Here is a 17,417-nt window from a genome sequence, read left to right as displayed (position 1 = left end):
AAAAAATAAAAAAATCCCTGCCCAAAGCCTGTCGTACCTAAGCTGTCCCTAAACGTTCAATACCCACCTCACATCAAAAGCATCGGTTACCTCAACCAGTTTTTGGTCATCGCCATCATTGACAAAAGGAATCTGTGTATTAAATTTTAGTTTTTCAATAAGCGCTTTTCTATCATATGTATTTCTGCAGTGTAGAAAAATAGACATATAATTTCCAAGTGTTCTTCCTTCGTCGTGTACCAGGTCCGAACCGTGAATGACTATCCTGTCGGAAACCAGCGATCCGCTGACAACAGGCATTTCGGCATACCCTTGCAATTCCCTTCCAAAAGTCTCGAATTGCAGGGTACCGCCAAAACAGGTCTGGTAATAGGTGAGCGCCTTTTTACAGTTCCCGGAAAAGGTTATGAAAACCGCACTCACAAATTTACCGTTATTAGCATCAGTCATAATGAGATTAAATTAAGCATCAGGTATTTCGGGCTCTACAAGTTTTATTAATTTCTCCAGCGACTCCTGCCAGCCCAAATAACACATTTCTGCCGGTATTGCCTCGGGGATCCCTTCCTGGGCCACATGAAGTTCAGTGCCGCACGAAACCCTGTTCAGTTGTATGGTTGTGGTTATTTCTCCGGGCAAATCGGGATCGTCAAACCTGTCGGTATATTTAATAAATTCATTCGGTTTTATTTCAAGATACGTTCCGCCTTAGCCATGAGTACGGATCTTATGGTTATACATGTAGGAAACGGCAAGAATACCCAACACCACCAGTGGCAGTAGCATAAACCCAACGTTCTTATCTACACAGGCATGACTGATGAATGCAAAGATTAAACTAAACGTCAGCCCTGCATATGCCCATTCCTTTAGCCTGCCCGGTATATTGGGGTAAGCAATCGCAAAAACGCCGAGTACTTTACAGCTAATAAGCGCGTAGGCAAAGTAATCGGGGTAGCCCAAAGGTGCTGTGCCCGCATTCACATACTCCGGCGCAAACAGCATGGTGCCGAGCGGCATTACCCCTTCCCAGAGTATAATGATGGCAGTGGCCACCCAAAAGATTATTTTGTACTTCTTCATCTTTATTCATTTACGGGTTAGCCGATTCAACATATGCTACAAAGTTGTTCAGGATAGCCTGCCATCCTTGTTTCTGAAACTCCGGATCATTTTCTGTTTCAGGATCAAATGTGGTTGCTATGCTGGTCTTGCCATTTTGCTCGGCAAACAAGGTGGTGGCTTTTCTTCCATCGCTCATGGTGTAGCTGATTTCCTTATGCAGTTCCACCGTATCATAAATGCCTTCAAAATCAAAACCGAAGCTGCCGTCTTTGGCTTCCATTCTATTCTTAAACGTACCGCCAACCCGCAGGTCGTTTTCGCTGCTTGGCGTATGCCAGCTCGGGTCGGGCGTGTTCCATTGCATGATGTCGCCCGGTGTATTCCATACCTTCCATACTTTTGCTACGGGAGCATTTGCTGTTGCTTCTACCGTAATTTTTGTTACTTGTTCCATTGCGATTAATATTTGATGGTTAAATTTTATAATTCAAAGTTACAATGCGGTATGAAATCACGGCTGTTGTGAAAATGACAGTTTTAGGGGGGGATTATGACAAAACTATTTTTTATCTTGCGGTTTAATCGTAATAGTTGCCATGCAGATTTCTGTCTTTGTACCCGAGTATGGCGTTATTGAAGCCGTTACACCGCCATTCAGAACCTTCCATACCGCTAATGAGTTTTTAACCACATTTGGCAAAAAGCCCATTTTCGAGGTCGAGTATGTGGGGCTAAGGGCGTATGTACCCGCTAACAATGGCGAATACATGATAAAAACCGACAGGTTGCTCAAAGATGTAACCGAAACCGACCTGCTTATTATACCCCCTGCATTCGGTGATACGGGCAAAGGGATTCGGGCCAATGCAGAAGCGATACCTTATTTTAAGAAATTACACGAAAAAGGTTCCGGCCTTGCCAGTTTATGCCTCGGCGCTTTCCTTTTAGCCGAAACAGGTTTGCTCAATGGCAAAAAATGTTCTACACACTGGGCTTATATCAGTGAGTTCAAAGAAAGATTCCCGGAGGTGGAGGTAGAAGATGGTGCAATAATCACCGAACACGATAATATTTACAGTAGTGGTGGGGCAAGTAGTTTATGGAATCTGATATTGTATCTGGTTGAAAAGTTTTCCGACAGGGAAACAGCAGTCATGATCTCAAAATATTTTGCATTGGATATCGGGAGAGACAGCCAATCTCAGTTTGCCATATTCAAAGGCCAGCGGAATCACGGTGATGACGATATCCAAAAAGTACAGGATTATATCGAAAAACACTATGGCGATAAAATAAAAATAGAAACTTTAGCCAATTTAATCAATTCGGGCCGCAGAACATTTGAAAGAAGATTTAAGGAGGCTACCAACAATACAGCCATCGAATATATACAACGGGTAAGAATAGAAGCTGCCAAAACGTTCTTTGAAGCATCGAGAAAGAATGTCACGGAGATCATGTTTGATGTAGGTTACACCGATACGAAGGCTTTTAGGGATATATTTAAAAAGATCACGGGACTTACCCCGATTGAGTACAGAAATAAGTTTGCAAAGGTGGCCCATGAGGTGTAACTGTTTAGAGCTTGTTTAAAAAGAATTCAATGGGCTAAAAAATGCCCTTTTTGTTGCCGGAGCGCCACCTGGCCCCTTCGCTAAAAACAGCCACCGGCTGTTTTTTTAACGCTTGGTCCTGTTCCAGGATAAAGTACTTGATTTTTTTAATCAGCCTGCATTCCAACTCCGTTTCTTTTACCGTTTCGGTTAAACCGGGGAACCCTAAGTTATATTTATTTTTTAAAAGTTCACTGGCCTGTTCGGCCATAGGTGTGGGTAAAGTCTCATGGAAGCATCGCGATAACGTTCATAGAATCGTTTCATATCCCATAGGTTACGGGGCGACACCCCCATATCCGGGCACTCCGATTTTAGATCCACCGATAGCCTGTTCACAACACTGGCATCGGTCCAGGATTGTTCATTCAAAATGAATATCTCGATTAACTTTCGTTTTTTTCTTTCATTTTCAGGAAATTCAGTGGTGTCATAACTGCAATTTTCGAATTTCTGTAATCTTTTATATTGCGTGTGATAATAGCATCTAAACCTTTAATTGCCAATGCTGAAGAATATTGAATAGAGTCCTCAAAGTCTTTAAAGTCATTTTTTAGAGCTTGTATTACTTCTTTCTTTGTTGTTCCGATAATTTCTGTCATTTCTGTTAGCGTTTCTACAACTTCAAGTGTTTTCTTAGGTCCTAAAAACTTCCTGACGATATAGTAAATATTGTTGATACTTACAGCAGACAGATACAAAACAACATGGCCCTTTTCGTTCAGTTCAAAAAGTTCGCTTGCCGGATTTGCATGAGGCTCTCGATCCGTAAAAAAGTCAATGACTACATCTGAATCTATAAACAGTTTAAACGCCATATTTTTTAGATAATTCTTCGGTTAAAGTTTGTTTATAGTCAATGTTTCCGTCAGTCTTGATTATTCCTCTTAGCTTCCTGACTTTAGGGGAAAGTTGCTTTTCTTTAATTTTTCTTCGGCTTACAGTTACCAGTTTAAAGTAATTTTCAACCATTTCAGACAGGCTTTGCCCTTTTTCTTTGGCGTACGCTTTGGCAATTTCAATTACCTCTTTTTCTATGGTCAATGTCAATTTAGTATTCATAATGCTTTTCTAACAAAGATACGTGTTAATTTCTTAACATACAACACGTGTTTCGAAATGAGAGCTAATTATAGATATATACAATTCTTTGTCGTGAATACAAAATTACCCACTACCTATTTCTATACCGGCTCCACTTTCATCACCTCACCAACTTTCTCTTTCGCCTCGACTAAAACACGGGGCGTTATTTTCTTTATAAGCCAAAAATAATACGGCTTGTGGCCTTTACTTACGTTTCTTTACAGGGTATTTTTCAACATACGCCTTCATCATTTCACCGGGTACAACATTGAAACAACTGACTTGGACTCAAATGAGAACCAGTTGGGGGAAAAGGGTCTACCCTTACTATTTTAATCACAAGATTTCCAATAATCATAAGAGGATTCCCAAATGGTCTCTTTTACTGTTTTAAAATCTGTTTTATCCTCACTGAGTTCGAAAAAAGGAGTCTTATTTACTTTTTTATAAACTACCGTTACAAGAGTAGCCTTGGTTTTTGGTACTTTCCAAATTTCTTTTATGCTAACAAACTCATAATCATATGTTTTTAATACTTCGTAATCTGTTTCGATATTCCAGCCAGTCTTTTCGTAGCTTTTTAAAGTATATTCTTTTGACTTATTATTTAATGTTAAGTTATAAATGGTGCAGGTGTCTCTTTGTTCTTCTAAATCTAATTTCAGGTAGCCCTCTTCTCCCAATTTTTTTAATACGTCTAAACGTTCATTATGTAAAATGCTGTCTTTATAAAAGGTATTCCTCCCTTTCCATACATAGATCTTTCCATGTTTGGGATGTTCCTCTATACAATCCTTTATGATTTTTTCAGCTTCCGCCTTGCTTATTGTATTGGAGCATGATATAAATAGTACTGCTATTAAACCTGCTAATAGAATTTTTTTCACGGATTTAATTAAATTTTATTGTTGATGATATAGTCTGGTGCTCCAGTCTATAGTTCGTTCGTGACAAGCATTTATTTTTAAGTTTGGTTTTGTAATGTTCTTTTGTAGTGCGTTACTCCAAAAATCTTTCTGATTTGATCCACATCCGAGTCATGGATGGAAGTACTCTGAATAATAGGTCTATCGCTCATTTTTGTTTTATAATTATTCTTTTGACACTGACTCCTGTTTTACTCAAACAAGGACCGGTTAGGAGCGCATTTCCCGCAAAACTTTCTGTTTTGGCGGTCAGGTAACCCTCAAAAGGTCCTTGAAGAATGTACTCTAAACTTGGCATGTTTTATTATTCAGTATTATTTTCTGTTGTTTCAATGCCCCGCTTTTTATCACTCCCGTAGTCTAACTACTAATTACACCCCTACCACCGGCCGTTCTCCGTCACCATATAAATAGTAAAATAGTTGGCTTGGTTTAAGACCTAGAGACTTGGAAAGGCCATATACTTCATTAGGGTATAGATGCATAAATTCACCTTTTAACAACCTGCTCAATCTGGTATTTTCAATATTTGCGGCAGAGGCAACATCCTTTGTGCCTTGTACAAAGGGCGACAAAAAGTCCTTTAACTTGTTACCAGATTCAGAGACTAAATGGAGTCGTGTGAACTTATGATCTTTAAACAGTTTATCACACAATACATCAATATTCATATTTAGCAGTTGCAGTACACCGTAAAAAGATTCTGCTAAAACAAGATTTCTCATACCAAGAATATCCCTAACAACAGTTTCTAATTCCCGTTTGGACTTTCCAGAATATTCTTTTGAGATTATCTTTAGAACAAATTCTAAAAAATAATCTGTTTGTAATTTGTTGTTTTTCAATTTTTTTCTTTAAGCGTCTATATCAGTTGTTTATAGTGGATGTTCAGGCACAAAATCCCTCATACTACATTCAAGATATTTAGCGAGTTCATTCAATTGGTCATAAGAATACATGCTGGGAGAACTTTCCATTTCAATTTGGCCAATGTAACCACGTGTAACCCCAAGTAGGTCAGAGATATGGGACTGAGTACGATTTAATTCAGCTCTTCTATCCTTTACAAGCTGGACTATTTCCAACTCTATTTTTGTTTTGGGAGTAACTTCTTTTGCCATTAGAGAAAAAAAATGTTTAAAACATTTGCTTAGTTCAGACTAACATTTTATATTTGCATAGTCATAACTAAGTATTTGTTGTGCTGTTTAACTTGATTACTACATCTATCAAATAGATTGTGAGTTTAATGAGCCTCAGCGTCCGAAGCTAGCATTTCGACACAACACGAGGCGGTAGAATTAAACCCACGTCTAAAGATATTGCGTATCTTTACGCATGCTTTAGGCTGGGTTCTACTGAAAACCGTGTTGTAGGCTTGCTAGCGCCTGGACAAAGGTAGGAGGTAGAATTCCGGCCTTTTCGCTTTTTAAGCTCGTTCATCATAAACCAAAGGAGTATATGAAGGCGAGTAAAACAAACCCATCAGAGCACTTTCGTGGTACGTCTCCAGCAACAGGCTTTGCCCTGTGCCAAAACAGCCAGCTACAACCCCAATCTATATTCCAAAAAATCAAACGCCCTCCCGAATGAGGGCACAACCGGCAGCAAAAAGCAAAGGCGTTAGGCCATGCATGCTGTCCGGTACCACCGGCCCCGTACCCGCGGAAAACACAATAAGGTTTGCCACAGGGATAAAAGACAGTTACAGCTATCGGGTACTCGCAATGCCTATAAAAGTAATTTGTTTTCTTATGACCTGCAAATTTGCTTTCTTAAAGTATGGTGGCCGGTTTTTAAAAGCCGTCAGATTTTTGCATACAGCCCTAACCGAAGCTCACACCCGGGAATAGTTTATACCTGTTTTGAGAATTAAATCTCCCGGTTTCCATTTTGAGAGTTTTGGTAACTTCCGGAATTAAAGGGGGTAGGTACGTAAAGCACAAGTGTTGTGTTGATTTTGTTTTGAAATAGGTATCAAAAACACATTATAATAATGTTTAATAAATCTTCAATAATGGCATCTTATTTTTACATCTTAACAATTGTGTTTTCATAATTTATTGATAACTTTGAAAAATAATTGACATTTATAGTCATTTGTGTTCTTTAATAATTTATATTTAACATATAAAAAGTAAATTTCGTATTTACTCCGTTAAACTCCCCATATAGTATGTATTGACGCACCTGCTTATGAAGGGTGCAAGGTCAAAGAGCTGTTAGCATGGCCTGTCTGTTATAACTTTTTCTTTGTTGTCGTTTATAGCACAAAGAAAGGCAACCTGGCTAGCAAGGTATATGATGCATACCTTTTACTAAAATACATTCAGGGCTTTTTCTTGCCAAACAATCCACCCCACACCTTTTTTGTTATACTATTATAAACATCCAATAGCCTCGTCGAAGCCTGTTTAAACGATATGTTATGGATGCACATTTTTCTTTGGAAGAAATACAGGAACAAGATAATATATCAGGGAACCTTATGGGACAAGAGGAGGACATGGCGGGAATTTCTGAGGAACGGTTATGGCTGGCGTTTCAAACGGGAAATAAAAAGGCCTTTGAAATGATCTATAAAAACAATGTTTCCCATCTGTATCGCTACGGTTTAACGCTGGTCAGGGACAAAGACCTGGTTATGGATGTCATTCAGGATTATTTCGTAAGCCTGTGGGAGAAGCGGGAGAGATTAGGCCAGGTAAAACGTATTAAACCTTACCTCTACAAATCGGTTAAACGAAAGATCATTGCCAGGGCAAGTAAAAAAAGAAAGCTGCTTTCCCTGGTGGAGACGGAAAAGCATATCGAAAAAAGCAAGTTAGCTTCTTCTCCTGAATATGATGTTGCCGAAAGAGAAAAAGAACTGGAAAAAGAACAGCATAAATTAAATCAGGCCTTAGCAAAATTAAACAGGAAACATCAGCAGCTTATTCACCTCAGGTTCAATAGCGGTTTAGGCTATGACGAAATTGCAGAGGTCATGGACATGAAGGTCAGAAATGTTTATCACCATATGTCCCGCGCCATAGAATTGCTCAACCGGTATCTGGGCCACTTGTTTTCTTTGGCTTTGTTCCTTGCTTTGACTGCATAAGCAAAAAGCCATTATTCCCCCGTAAATACCGCATTTCATGATTTTTTTCAAAAAGAGTTTCAATTTACATTGAAAAATAAGCACCTCTCCTGTCTATACTAATAGAGGGGTTGATCTTTTCAGTTGCCAAAAACCCCAAACAATTGATTTCTTGAAAACATGAAAACACAACTATACATACTCTCGGTGTTTCTTTTTGCTGCGATAACTGCTTCATCACAAGGCCTGGACCCGGTAGAATGGCGGTTTACCTCCAAAAAACTGGACAACCAAACTTATGAAGTACGTATCTCGGCAGAGATGGAATATCCCTGGCACATCTATTCGCAATACACTGAAGACGGAGGGCCTGTACCTACTACAATTGCGTTTAAAGGAAACCCGGGTGTAAAGTTTGAGGGTGACCCTAAGGAGGAAGGAAGTCTTATTGAAAAATATGAAGAGGTCTTTATGGTAGATACCCGCTATTTTGAAGGGATGGTCGATTTTGTCCAGGTTGTTCAACTGGAAAACGGATCAGATCGCCCCGTAACACTGGAGGGAAGCGTCACCTTTATGGCCTGTACAGATCAACAATGTCTTCTGCCACAGGAAGTGGAATTTAATGTGAAACTGAATTAGAATGGATACCCCCAAATAACCATAACCTGACATTCATTAAAAATGAAATATAAGCACTATAAAACAGAAGATTTTATTGCCGACGAGTATTTCCAGCAATGGATTCTCGACCCGGACCCTGTCACCGATGATTTTTGGAAAAACTGGCTAACAGAAAATCCCGGGAAAAAAGACATTGTGGAGGAGGCCAGGGAAATGGTTTCTATCCTGGATCGATGGCAGGGGCAGGACCCGGGATTATCGGGGACAGCTATTAAAATGTCCTGGCAAGACATAGACTGGCGAACAGCAAAGAAAACCCAGCCAGGAACCCCGGCTTATTCCGGCTCCGCTCAGCAACCACCGTTTGGCAACCAGGGTAAAAAACGGCAGAAGAACCCCTGGCTTAAAGTTGCCATCGGTTTTTGTGTGGTTTTCGGTGTTTTTTACGGTATTGATAAATCCGGAATACTGGAGAAGGCAGCTAGACTTTCGGAAACTGCTTCTCCACAGGTTACCCTGGAATTACAGGATGGTTCCATAGAGGTTATAGACGAAACAACATCCCAAATAATTACTACGGCAAAAGGGCAACGGGTGGTCAGCCAGGAGAAAAATGTATTGGTTTATGCTAACGATCCCAATACAGAAACAGAAGGCCTGGTATATAATCAATTGACTGTGCCATACGGGAAGAAATTTGAATTAGTATTATCAGATGGTTCTCATATTTTTTTGAATTCCGGGTCCAAATTACGATACCCCGTAAAGTTCTTATCTGAACGGCCCAGGGATGTCTTCCTGGATGGTGAAGCCTTTTTCGAGGTAGAAAAAGACGAAACCCGCCCTTTTACCGTAGTTACCGGGGAGATGAATACCAAAGTATTAGGTACTAAATTCAACGTGACCAGTTACAAAAATGAAAACAACACCCATACGGTGCTGGTAGAAGGGAGTGTAGGGGTTTATAAGCCCGATGATACCCAGGGGAAAGAAGAACCGCTACTTGTTAAACCCGGGCAAAGGGCTGTTTTTGAAAACGGAAGCATTGGTGTAGAGGAAGTCAAAATAGAGAAATATACCGCCTGGACCAGGGGCCAGTTGTACTTTGTAGACGACAAGTTCGACCTGATCATAAAAGAATTAGAGCGGCACTACAATGTAAAGATCGAAAACAAGTATGAGGCCTTGAACAAAAGGCGCCTAACCTCCACTTTTAAAGATGAACCCGACCTGGAACGCGTATTACATATATTTCAAAAGATCGTTCCTTTCGATTATGTAAAAGAAAGAAACACCATTACCATAACTACCCCGGAATAACTTACCAGGAACTACAATATATACACGGGAGTTCAACTAAAATAAGTAGGCCTATGAAGCAGTAATATTACTTTATTGCCCGGATGCTCTTTGCCCTAAAATACCGGGAGGAGCACGGGTAAAAAACAATCGGAGAGTGCGTCCACACCCTCCGATAAAACAGGTGACTTTAGCCTTAGTACAACTAAAATCATATAAAGTTATGAAAAATATTAACACGTGGGGGTTTAGGCATAGCCCGCCTCCACTATTTGACCTGAAGATGAAGATCTCTTTGTTGTTGTTCTTCGTAACACTGTTCCAGATACATGCGGACAGCGGGTATGCCCAGAAGACCAAACTCTCCCTGGACATGAAAGCTGTAACCGTACTGGAAGTTATTGATAAAATAGAAGCGATCTCAGAATTCCAGTTTCATTACGAAAAGAAGGACCTGGATGTAAATCGTCTGGTCAGTATTAAAATGAAGAAAAAAAATATTCGAAAGATACTTCAGGACCTTTTTAAAGATTCTTCGATAACCTATGAAATTAATGATAGAGATATAATTCTTAGTAATATAGAGGTTTCCCCAGCTACAAAAGTTTTTCCAAAACAGAAAGATATAGATAAACCTCAAGTCCAACAATTCCGGGTAAATGGAACTGTTACTGCTCCTGACCATACACCTTTGCCTGGGGTTAATATTATTCTTAAAGGAATGAATCAAGGCACTATGTCTGATCTTGATGGCAACTATGGTATTGATGTGAAATCTTCAGATACACTTAGCTTTTCTTTTATTGGCTATAAAACTGTTGAAATACCTGTTGATAAACGTACCACAATTAATATACAAATGGAGGAAGCCGTAACCGCTTTAGAGGAGGTAGAGGTGAATGCGGGGTACTATACTGTAAAAGACCGGGAACGGACAGGGAATATCTCCAGGATTACTGCGGCAGAAATAGAAAGACAGCCCGTAGCAAATCCTTTACAGGCACTTGCAGGCAGAATGCCAGGAGTAGAGGTAATCCAAGAATCTGGAGTTCCAGGAGCAACATTCAGAGTTCGTATTCGCGGGCAGAATAGTATTAGGGATAACATTGGAGTTAATGCCCCTCTTTATATTATTGATGGGGTGCCTTTTCCTTCTTCACCGTTAAATCCACTTGGAGTGGATTCCAATATGCTCCCCAATTCTATTAGTCCATTTAATAGTATTGATCCATCCAATATAGCAAGCATAGAAGTGTTAAAAGATGCTGACGCCACAGCAATTTATGGCTCCAGGGGTTCTAATGGGGTAGTATTAATTACAACAAAAAAAGGAATACCTGGAAAGTCACGTGTAGATATTAATATATATAGTGGAGCCGGTAAGGTAACGGGTAGGATGGATTTGCTAAATACGAAGCAATTCTTAGAAATGCGCTATGAAGCGTTTGCCAATGATGATGTCGAATCATTTCTTGAAAACCCGGACTTTGACAGGTTTTTCCCAGAGCTAAAAATATGGGATCAAAACAGATATACTGATTGGCAAAAGGAACTAATTGGGGGAACGGCTTATTATAATAATGCAAAAATTTCTCTTTCCGGAGGAAATAAGAATACCCAATATTTGATTGGAGGCAGTTATTTCCGACAAACCACGGTTTACCCGGGTGACCAAGATGATACCCGGATATCGGGTCATTTTAATTTATCACATACTACTTCAAACCAAAAGTTTAAGGTTTCTTTGACCGCATCCTATACTTCAGATGATATCAATTTGTTTACAGAGGACCTTACCCAAAGGGCGATGACACTACCTCCCAATGCTCCCCTTCTGTATACTGATAAAGGAGGTCTCAATTGGGAAAATTCTACTTGGGAAAACCCTTTAGCCTTTTTAGAAGCAGAATACAATGGGATAACTGATAATTTTATAGCCAACGCGACGCTTGATTACCAATTAATTCCTGGGTTACATATTTCTTCACAATTAGGTTATACCAATATACAGGTGAAAGAGATGAGGATTCGACCTTTAAGCATGATTGATCCTGCTCTACGTGCAGGTCGTACAGGACTTTCTGTTCTTTCGGACAGTTACCGGAAAACCTGGATTGTAGAACCCAAGGTACAATATAAAAGACATATTGGACAAGGTGTGCTTGATCTTTTAGTAGGAGGCACGTTTCAACAAAACGTAAATGAAGTACGACGAATCTCGGGTTCAGGATATACCAATGATGCCTTATTAAAAAATATTCAGGCTGCATCTGATATTAGAATTGGACAATCAAGTTACACTCAGTACCGTTATAATGCATTTTTTGGACGTATAAATTACAACTGGAAAAAAAAATATATTGTAAATCTGACCGGACGTAGGGATGGTTCTACCCGTTTTGGCCCCGGAAAACGCTTTGCTGATTTTGGAGCAGTTGGAGCAGCATGGATATTTTCTAAGGAACCGTTCTTGGAGAATAGTTTTATTAGCTTTGGCAAACTCCGGGGGAGTTATGGCACTACAGGCAGCGATGCTATAGGCGATTACGGATATCTGGACACTTATACTTCCACTCAATATCCATATTTAGGGCAACCCGGTCTGATCCCTACCCGCCTAGCTAATCCGGATTACCAATGGGAGACAAATAAAAAACTAGAAGTAGGCCTGGAAATAGGATTAAGCCAAGATCGTATTTTTCTTTCCGGTAGTTGGTATCGCAATCGATCTTCTAATCAGTTAGTAGGATTTCCCCTTCCCGTTATTACTGGACAGCCCACTATACAATTTAATTTGCCCGCTACGGTAGAAAATAAAGGTTGGGAGTTTACATTAAATACCATCAATATTCGAACAGATCATTTTAGTTGGCATACAGGTTTTAATATATCCTTTCCAGAAAACAAACTATTGGAGTATGAAAATATAGAAGCGTCACCTTTTGCTAATCAATATCAGGTAGGGAAATCTCTGTTCGTTTTTCCTGGCTTTCACTTTCTTGGGGTAGACGAGGAAACTGGCCTTTATACTTTTGAAAATACAGAGGGAAACAGCACAAGCAATCCGGAATGGCCATTGGATTTGCAATTTCGTAAGGAAATATCCCGTAAATATGAAGGGGGAGTTCAAAATACCGTAAACTATAAAGACTTTGAATTAGATGTTTTTCTGCAATTTGTTAAGCAAACGGGTAGTTATATAGGAAGTTTTAACTCACCTGGAGGACCATTCAATCAACCGGTAAGGGTAATGGACCGGTGGCAGCAACCAGGGGACATGACCCATATACAGCGATTCCTTTTTAATGATTTAGAAGCACTTGAGGCATATGATGCGTATCGATCAAGTGACGGTGGTATTATAGATGCATCATATATCCGCCTGACTAACCTGTCCTTATCCTGGAATCTTCCGAAAAAATTGGGTTTTGGAAGTAATAGTAAGCTCTATTTGCGTGGACAAAATTTGTTTACTATAACCAATTTTCCAGGATTGGATCCGGAAACCCAGAGTTCAAGTATGCTTCCACCTCTTCGAGTACTTACTCTTGGGATTCAGTTAAGTTTTTAAATACGTACAGATAAAATATAAAAAACACATACACATGAAATATAAAATGATTTATATCATATGGAGTTTAGCAATGTTACTTCTTGGTGGGATGTTTTCTTGTAGTGATTTTTTGGATGCAGACCCGCCAAGGAATGAAGTTATTACGGAAACAGCTTTTACAGATGATGCTACAGCAACCTCTACTGTACTAGGGATATACAGTGAGATGGCTAAGTCAGGTAATTTTATAGTTGGCAGAGATGGTAGCATTGCTGTGTTAAATGGGTTTTCCGGAGATGAACTTGTACCTCGTTTCTTTAACGATTTTTTCACCAACACTATATTAGCAAACAATGTTACTGTCCTGAGTTCTTTATGGCAACCAGGGTATAACTTTATTTATTTTTCAAATTCATTATTGGAAGGTTTAGAAGAAACCACTGGTATAACGGAAGAAACAAAACGACAATTAGAAGGGGAAGCAAGATTTATACGTGCGTTATGTTATTTCTATCTGGTAAACTTGTTTGGTGATATCCCAATGGTTACTACTACTGACTTTGAAGTTAATCGTCTTGCAGCGAGAACTCCAAAAGAACAGGTTTACCAGCAGATCATTACAGATTTACAGCACTCCCGGGAATTATTGGCTGAAGATTATTCTTTTTCAAACGAAGAACGGGTGAGACCTAACCGAGCGGTTGCCGAAGCTCTTTTGGCACGGGTATATTTATTTATGGAAGATTGGGTTAACGCAGAAGCCCAGGCTACTGCAGTGATCAATAATCCATTATATCATTTATCTTCAGATTTAAACGAAGTATTTCTGGCCAATAGTGAGGAGACGATTTGGCAGTTAAAACCCGTAAGACTAAATAATACTGAAGAAGCACTCTATTTTGTACCTATACGTGAAACTGTCCAACCTTCCGCCTCCCTGACAGATCATCTGCTTAATGCATTTGAAGAGGGAGATAACAGGCGTATAGATTGGATAGGAGAAGTCACTCCGAGCACAGTTACCCTTTATTATCCTTTTAAATATAAAGTACATGATGTCCAAGCTCCTCCTACCGAATATTCTATGGTACTCCGTCTTGCAGAACAATACCTGATTCGGGCAGAAGCTCGGGCAGGGCAGGGCAATATCACTGGGGCATTGGAAGATATCAATATGATAAGGAACCGTGCCGGATTAGAAGATATTATGGTAAATACCCAGGAAGAAGTATTGGATGCCATAATGCACGAAAGAAGGGTGGAGTTATTTGCCGAAGCAGGACATCGTTGGCTTGACTTAAAACGTACGGGTAAGATAGATGAAGTCCTGAGTTCCATAAAAACAGATTGGAACCCCACCAATGCGTTATACCCTATTCCTCAAAAGGAAAGAGAGAGTAATCCAAACCTTACTCAAAATGAAGGGTATTGATTAGACACTAAAGTTTTATTCAAATAAAAGTTTTATTCAAATAAGAGTATATGAAAATTCCATCCTCAAAAATAGTAACTGTCTTTTGGTTTGTAATGAGTATAGCCTGTGCGCAGACCAGTCCGGATAAGAACATTCGGGTTTTAGACCTTGACGAAAAAGTACCAAACTACCCTTTGGCTAATTTGATCAATTTCCCGGAAGAAACGGCCAGCATTTCCGATTTTAAAGGGAAAACCTTGATCCTGGATTATTGGTTTACCGGCTGTAAGCCCTGTATTGCCTCCTGGCCCAAGTTGTTGGAATTACAACAAAAATTTGGAGATAAAATTCAAATTGTGCTGGTAAACCATATGCAAGATAAAACTACCGTCCAGAAGTTTATAGACAATTGGAGCAAAAACGAGGAACGCCCGTTTACACTGCCTTCGGTTACCGGGGATACCACTCTATATAAAGCCTTTCCCCCTTCGGGCTATCCCAGTGTAGTTTGGATAAACGAAGAGGGAAATTATAAGGCCTTTACCAATGGAGGAGGGTTAAATGAAAAAAACATACAATACTTTTTAAATGGTAAGATAAAGAAGATGGTTGGAAGAGAAAATATAAAGAGAATTAAAAAATTTGATGTAACGAAGCCCCTATACATAGATGGTAATGGAGGAGATACCCGCCAAATGCTATGGTATTCTACAGTTTCAGCATATTCTCCAGAAGTGAGAGATGGGGTGACATGGTTTATTCCAGACACTATAAGTGACTCAGGTGGATATGGTCTTGGTATTCTCTTAACCCATACTACTATCCTGGAAATGATTCGGTATGCGTATTCACTCCATGATCCACGTCCAGGAGCACCACTAAATGCTTATCCCCGACTTCCTGAAAATCGTTATATATTGGCTGCCAAAGACTCCATCAGGTATCTAAATAAAATTATTAAGGGAAGAAGATATTTGCCTAACCTGTACACTTACCAGTTGATTTCTCAGGAGCCCAAGACATTTAAACAATTAAAGAAAAAAATGCAGGAAGATATCCAGGTCTATTTTAATGTGAATATCCGTTGGGAAAAAAGAAAAAGAAAATGCTTGGTGCTTAAAGCTGAAGACACGACTTTAATAAGTGATTTTAAGAATGGGAAGGAAAAGGTTTTGTATACGGGGAAGGACGCGACTACTAAAAAGATTGTGAATCATAGCCCTTCACGTTTCTTGGCCTATTTAAATTCAAAAGCTTATTTCTACTGTCCTTATCCCCTAATAGATGAAATGAGGTTTAAAGGATTACTCGATATTGAATTTCCAACCGATCTTTCAGACGATTACAAAAAACATAAGGAGTTTGACCAATATTTGTATAAAAAATACAAAATACATTTTGTGTTAGAAGAACGGGAGGTAGATATACTTGTTATCCAAGATTCGGAAGATGACCGGGCTCCACTCAATAAAAAGATATAACAAAATATAATAATCATGAAGAGCTTACAAAAAATCATGAAAGCAGTAAAAAGCGTATTTTCGGTCATGTTATGGCTTACAATTTATATATGCCATGGCCAAACCGATCAGATAGGAAATAATTTAAAAATTGGCGACCCCGCCCCATCGCTCAGTGCTGCAACATGGATAAAAGGTGATCCGGTTAGAGAATTTAGAAAAGGACATATTTATATCGTAGATTTTGGCTTTATTGGCTGTTTACCTTGTATGGAAGGATGGCCCAAACTATCAGAATTACAGAAGAAATATAAGGAAGAAGCTACTTTTGTTGTTGTAATGACAAGTACTGGTCCCCGGGTAAAAAAATACCTTGAAAAAATGGGGAACAGAATGAACTTGAATGTTGCTGTGGACACCTTGGCATCTATCGGAGATAATCAGCAGAATTGGGTATTAGATAGCTTATGGGTCAAAGCTGCCGGAAAAGGTCTTGGAAAAAATATGGGATACCCAACTATATTTTTTATTGATAAAAAAGGGAGTATCTCCTATGTTGGAGATGGGGAAACCAATGTTCAATATCAACTGGATAGTTTATTAGGTAATTTGAACAAAAAAGCTATTACTAAACACAAACGAAAGGAGCAAAAACGACAGGAACTATATGACGGATATTTAAATATTATCAAGTATTATGATGATGAGCTTGATGGGTTTATAACGAGTGATACTTATGATCATTTAGAACAGGAAGAACTCGAAAATGCACTAAAGTATATGGAAGAATTGATAGACCTGTTTCCAGATGATATAACTTATAAGAAGTATAAGTTTGGACTCCTGCTCGCAATTGATAAACAAACCGCATACGCATATGCAAGAGAAGTGCTGGACAGCTATCCGTGGGAGGAAATGAATAATTCATGGGATCTTGCCAAGAGCTGGGTTCCACTAATTAGAAAGGAATTTTTTAAAGGAGAGCGTCCAGATTATGATTTGGCGATAGCTATGTGTCTTAAATCGGCAGAACTTTCAAAAGATGATCTTTTAGCTGCGTTTTCATATAATGATGCATCTGAATTTTCTTTTATGGAAGGAGATTTGGAAAAAGGAGAGGAATTTATGTCGAAAGCGATAAACTTAACTACTCCCGGATCTGAATACAGGAAATTATTTCTGGCGAGACTGGGTGGTTTAAAGAAAAGATATTTTGAACAAAAAAATGATAAATAAAATGAAATAACAAAGATGTTTTTAATTTTAATGAATAGGATAGTATTTATCTTTTAAGTTAT

At 39.1% G+C, this 17,417-nt stretch carries 17 protein-coding genes and 1 pseudogene; 8 read left to right on the top strand and 10 right to left on the bottom strand.

Features of this window, described 5'->3' with window-relative positions:
• Window positions 1-48: 48 nt before the first annotated feature.
• From KN811_RS10125 to KN811_RS10110, 4 genes and pseudogenes are all read right to left on the bottom strand, one after another.
• Window positions 49-450, bottom strand: coding sequence for a VOC family protein (locus KN811_RS10125; protein WP_187964263.1), 402 nt, complete (start codon window positions 448-450; stop codon window positions 49-51).
• A gap of 12 nt (window positions 451-462) precedes the next feature.
• Window positions 463-693: pseudogene (locus KN811_RS10120) on the bottom strand (SRPBCC domain-containing protein); the annotation flags it as partial.
• Window positions 694-708: 15 nt separating this feature from the next.
• The gene (locus tag KN811_RS10115) at window positions 709-1,083 is read right to left on the bottom strand and encodes a DoxX family protein (RefSeq protein WP_187964264.1); all 375 of its coding nucleotides are present in this window, start codon (window positions 1,081-1,083) and stop codon (window positions 709-711) included.
• A 10-nt stretch (window positions 1,084-1,093) separates the two neighbouring features.
• On the bottom strand, window positions 1,094-1,519 hold the full coding sequence (locus KN811_RS10110) for an SRPBCC family protein (protein WP_187964265.1): 426 nt from the start codon (window positions 1,517-1,519) through the stop codon (window positions 1,094-1,096).
• Between the two features lie 142 nt (window positions 1,520-1,661).
• On the opposite strand from KN811_RS10110, the gene KN811_RS10105 reads away from it, so the two are divergent.
• A complete protein-coding gene (locus KN811_RS10105) occupies window positions 1,662-2,639 on the top strand; it encodes a GlxA family transcriptional regulator (protein WP_187964266.1) in 978 nt (325 codons plus the stop codon).
• 222 nt (window positions 2,640-2,861) lie between these two features.
• Here KN811_RS10105 and KN811_RS10095 read toward each other — a convergent pair whose 3' ends face one another.
• The 6 genes from KN811_RS10095 to KN811_RS10070 form a co-directional block, all read right to left on the bottom strand.
• The gene (locus tag KN811_RS10095; RefSeq protein ID WP_425596709.1) at window positions 2,862-3,002 is read right to left on the bottom strand and encodes a hypothetical protein; all 141 of its coding nucleotides are present in this window, start codon (window positions 3,000-3,002) and stop codon (window positions 2,862-2,864) included.
• 62 nt (window positions 3,003-3,064) lie between these two features.
• Window positions 3,065-3,496 (bottom strand): type II toxin-antitoxin system VapC family toxin, encoded by a 432-nt coding sequence (locus tag KN811_RS10090; protein WP_187964267.1) that lies wholly within the window; start codon window positions 3,494-3,496, stop codon window positions 3,065-3,067.
• Entirely contained in the window at window positions 3,486-3,740 is a 255-nt protein-coding gene (locus tag KN811_RS10085; RefSeq protein WP_187964268.1) for a DUF6364 family protein, read from the bottom strand. Before KN811_RS10085 ends, KN811_RS10090 begins: the two co-directional genes overlap by 11 nt.
• Window positions 3,741-4,096: 356 nt before the next feature.
• Window positions 4,097-4,651, bottom strand: coding sequence for a hypothetical protein (locus KN811_RS10080; protein WP_187964269.1), 555 nt, complete (start codon window positions 4,649-4,651; stop codon window positions 4,097-4,099).
• 410 nt (window positions 4,652-5,061) lie between these two features.
• A complete protein-coding gene (locus tag KN811_RS10075) occupies window positions 5,062-5,535 on the bottom strand; it encodes a hypothetical protein (protein WP_187964270.1) in 474 nt (157 codons plus the stop codon).
• Window positions 5,536-5,565: 30 nt separating this feature from the next.
• On the bottom strand, window positions 5,566-5,811 hold the full coding sequence (locus KN811_RS10070) for a helix-turn-helix domain-containing protein (protein WP_187964271.1): 246 nt from the start codon (window positions 5,809-5,811) through the stop codon (window positions 5,566-5,568).
• A gap of 1,307 nt (window positions 5,812-7,118) precedes the next feature.
• Here KN811_RS10070 and KN811_RS10065 point away from each other — a divergent pair.
• From KN811_RS10065 to KN811_RS10035, 7 genes are all read left to right on the top strand, one after another.
• Entirely contained in the window at window positions 7,119-7,790 is a 672-nt protein-coding gene (locus KN811_RS10065; RefSeq protein ID WP_187964272.1) for an RNA polymerase sigma factor, read from the top strand.
• A 159-nt stretch (window positions 7,791-7,949) separates the two neighbouring features.
• The gene (locus KN811_RS10060; protein ID WP_187964273.1) at window positions 7,950-8,411 is read left to right on the top strand and encodes a protein-disulfide reductase DsbD domain-containing protein; all 462 of its coding nucleotides are present in this window, start codon (window positions 7,950-7,952) and stop codon (window positions 8,409-8,411) included.
• 42 nt (window positions 8,412-8,453) lie between these two features.
• Window positions 8,454-9,713, top strand: coding sequence for a FecR family protein (locus KN811_RS10055; protein WP_187964274.1), 1,260 nt, complete (start codon window positions 8,454-8,456; stop codon window positions 9,711-9,713).
• Window positions 9,714-10,065: 352 nt separating this feature from the next.
• Window positions 10,066-13,263 (top strand): SusC/RagA family TonB-linked outer membrane protein, encoded by a 3,198-nt coding sequence (locus KN811_RS10050; RefSeq protein ID WP_187964275.1) that lies wholly within the window; start codon window positions 10,066-10,068, stop codon window positions 13,261-13,263.
• Between the two features lie 34 nt (window positions 13,264-13,297).
• Window positions 13,298-14,677, top strand: a complete 1,380-nt coding sequence (locus KN811_RS10045; RefSeq protein WP_187964276.1) for a RagB/SusD family nutrient uptake outer membrane protein — start codon at window positions 13,298-13,300, stop codon at window positions 14,675-14,677.
• 50 nt (window positions 14,678-14,727) lie between these two features.
• On the top strand, window positions 14,728-16,140 hold the full coding sequence (locus tag KN811_RS10040; protein WP_187964277.1) for a TlpA family protein disulfide reductase: 1,413 nt from the start codon (window positions 14,728-14,730) through the stop codon (window positions 16,138-16,140).
• A gap of 15 nt (window positions 16,141-16,155) precedes the next feature.
• Window positions 16,156-17,355, top strand: coding sequence for a TlpA family protein disulfide reductase (locus tag KN811_RS10035; protein ID WP_187964278.1), 1,200 nt, complete (start codon window positions 16,156-16,158; stop codon window positions 17,353-17,355).
• Window positions 17,356-17,417: the final 62 nt, after the last annotated feature.

The organism is Sinomicrobium weinanense (assembly GCF_018863395.1).
GTDB classification, from domain to species: domain Bacteria; phylum Bacteroidota; class Bacteroidia; order Flavobacteriales; family Flavobacteriaceae; genus Sinomicrobium; species Sinomicrobium weinanense.
This window is presented reverse-complemented; position numbering and strand designations above follow the sequence as displayed.

What these genes read in the sequence shown, in the direction of transcription:
- KN811_RS10125 (WP_187964263.1), bottom strand. Translation starts at nt 450, where the DNA reads ATGACTGATGCTAATAACGGTAAATTTGTGAGTGCGGTTTTCATAACC.
- KN811_RS10115 (WP_187964264.1), bottom strand. Translation starts at nt 1,083, where the DNA reads ATGAAGAAGTACAAAATAATCTTTTGGGTGGCCACTGCCATCATTATA.
- KN811_RS10110 (WP_187964265.1), bottom strand. Translation starts at nt 1,519, where the DNA reads ATGGAACAAGTAACAAAAATTACGGTAGAAGCAACAGCAAATGCTCCC.
- KN811_RS10105 (WP_187964266.1), top strand. Translation starts at nt 1,662, where the DNA reads ATGCAGATTTCTGTCTTTGTACCCGAGTATGGCGTTATTGAAGCCGTT.
- KN811_RS10090 (WP_187964267.1), bottom strand. Translation starts at nt 3,496, where the DNA reads ATGGCGTTTAAACTGTTTATAGATTCAGATGTAGTCATTGACTTTTTT.
- KN811_RS10085 (WP_187964268.1), bottom strand. Translation starts at nt 3,740, where the DNA reads ATGAATACTAAATTGACATTGACCATAGAAAAAGAGGTAATTGAAATT.
- KN811_RS10070 (WP_187964271.1), bottom strand. Translation starts at nt 5,811, where the DNA reads ATGGCAAAAGAAGTTACTCCCAAAACAAAAATAGAGTTGGAAATAGTC.
- KN811_RS10065 (WP_187964272.1), top strand. Translation starts at nt 7,119, where the DNA reads ATGGATGCACATTTTTCTTTGGAAGAAATACAGGAACAAGATAATATA.
- KN811_RS10060 (WP_187964273.1), top strand. Translation starts at nt 7,950, where the DNA reads ATGAAAACACAACTATACATACTCTCGGTGTTTCTTTTTGCTGCGATA.
- KN811_RS10055 (WP_187964274.1), top strand. Translation starts at nt 8,454, where the DNA reads ATGAAATATAAGCACTATAAAACAGAAGATTTTATTGCCGACGAGTAT.
- KN811_RS10050 (WP_187964275.1), top strand. Translation starts at nt 10,066, where the DNA reads ATGAAAGCTGTAACCGTACTGGAAGTTATTGATAAAATAGAAGCGATC.
- KN811_RS10045 (WP_187964276.1), top strand. Translation starts at nt 13,298, where the DNA reads ATGAAATATAAAATGATTTATATCATATGGAGTTTAGCAATGTTACTT.
- KN811_RS10040 (WP_187964277.1), top strand. Translation starts at nt 14,728, where the DNA reads ATGAAAATTCCATCCTCAAAAATAGTAACTGTCTTTTGGTTTGTAATG.
- KN811_RS10035 (WP_187964278.1), top strand. Translation starts at nt 16,156, where the DNA reads ATGAAGAGCTTACAAAAAATCATGAAAGCAGTAAAAAGCGTATTTTCG.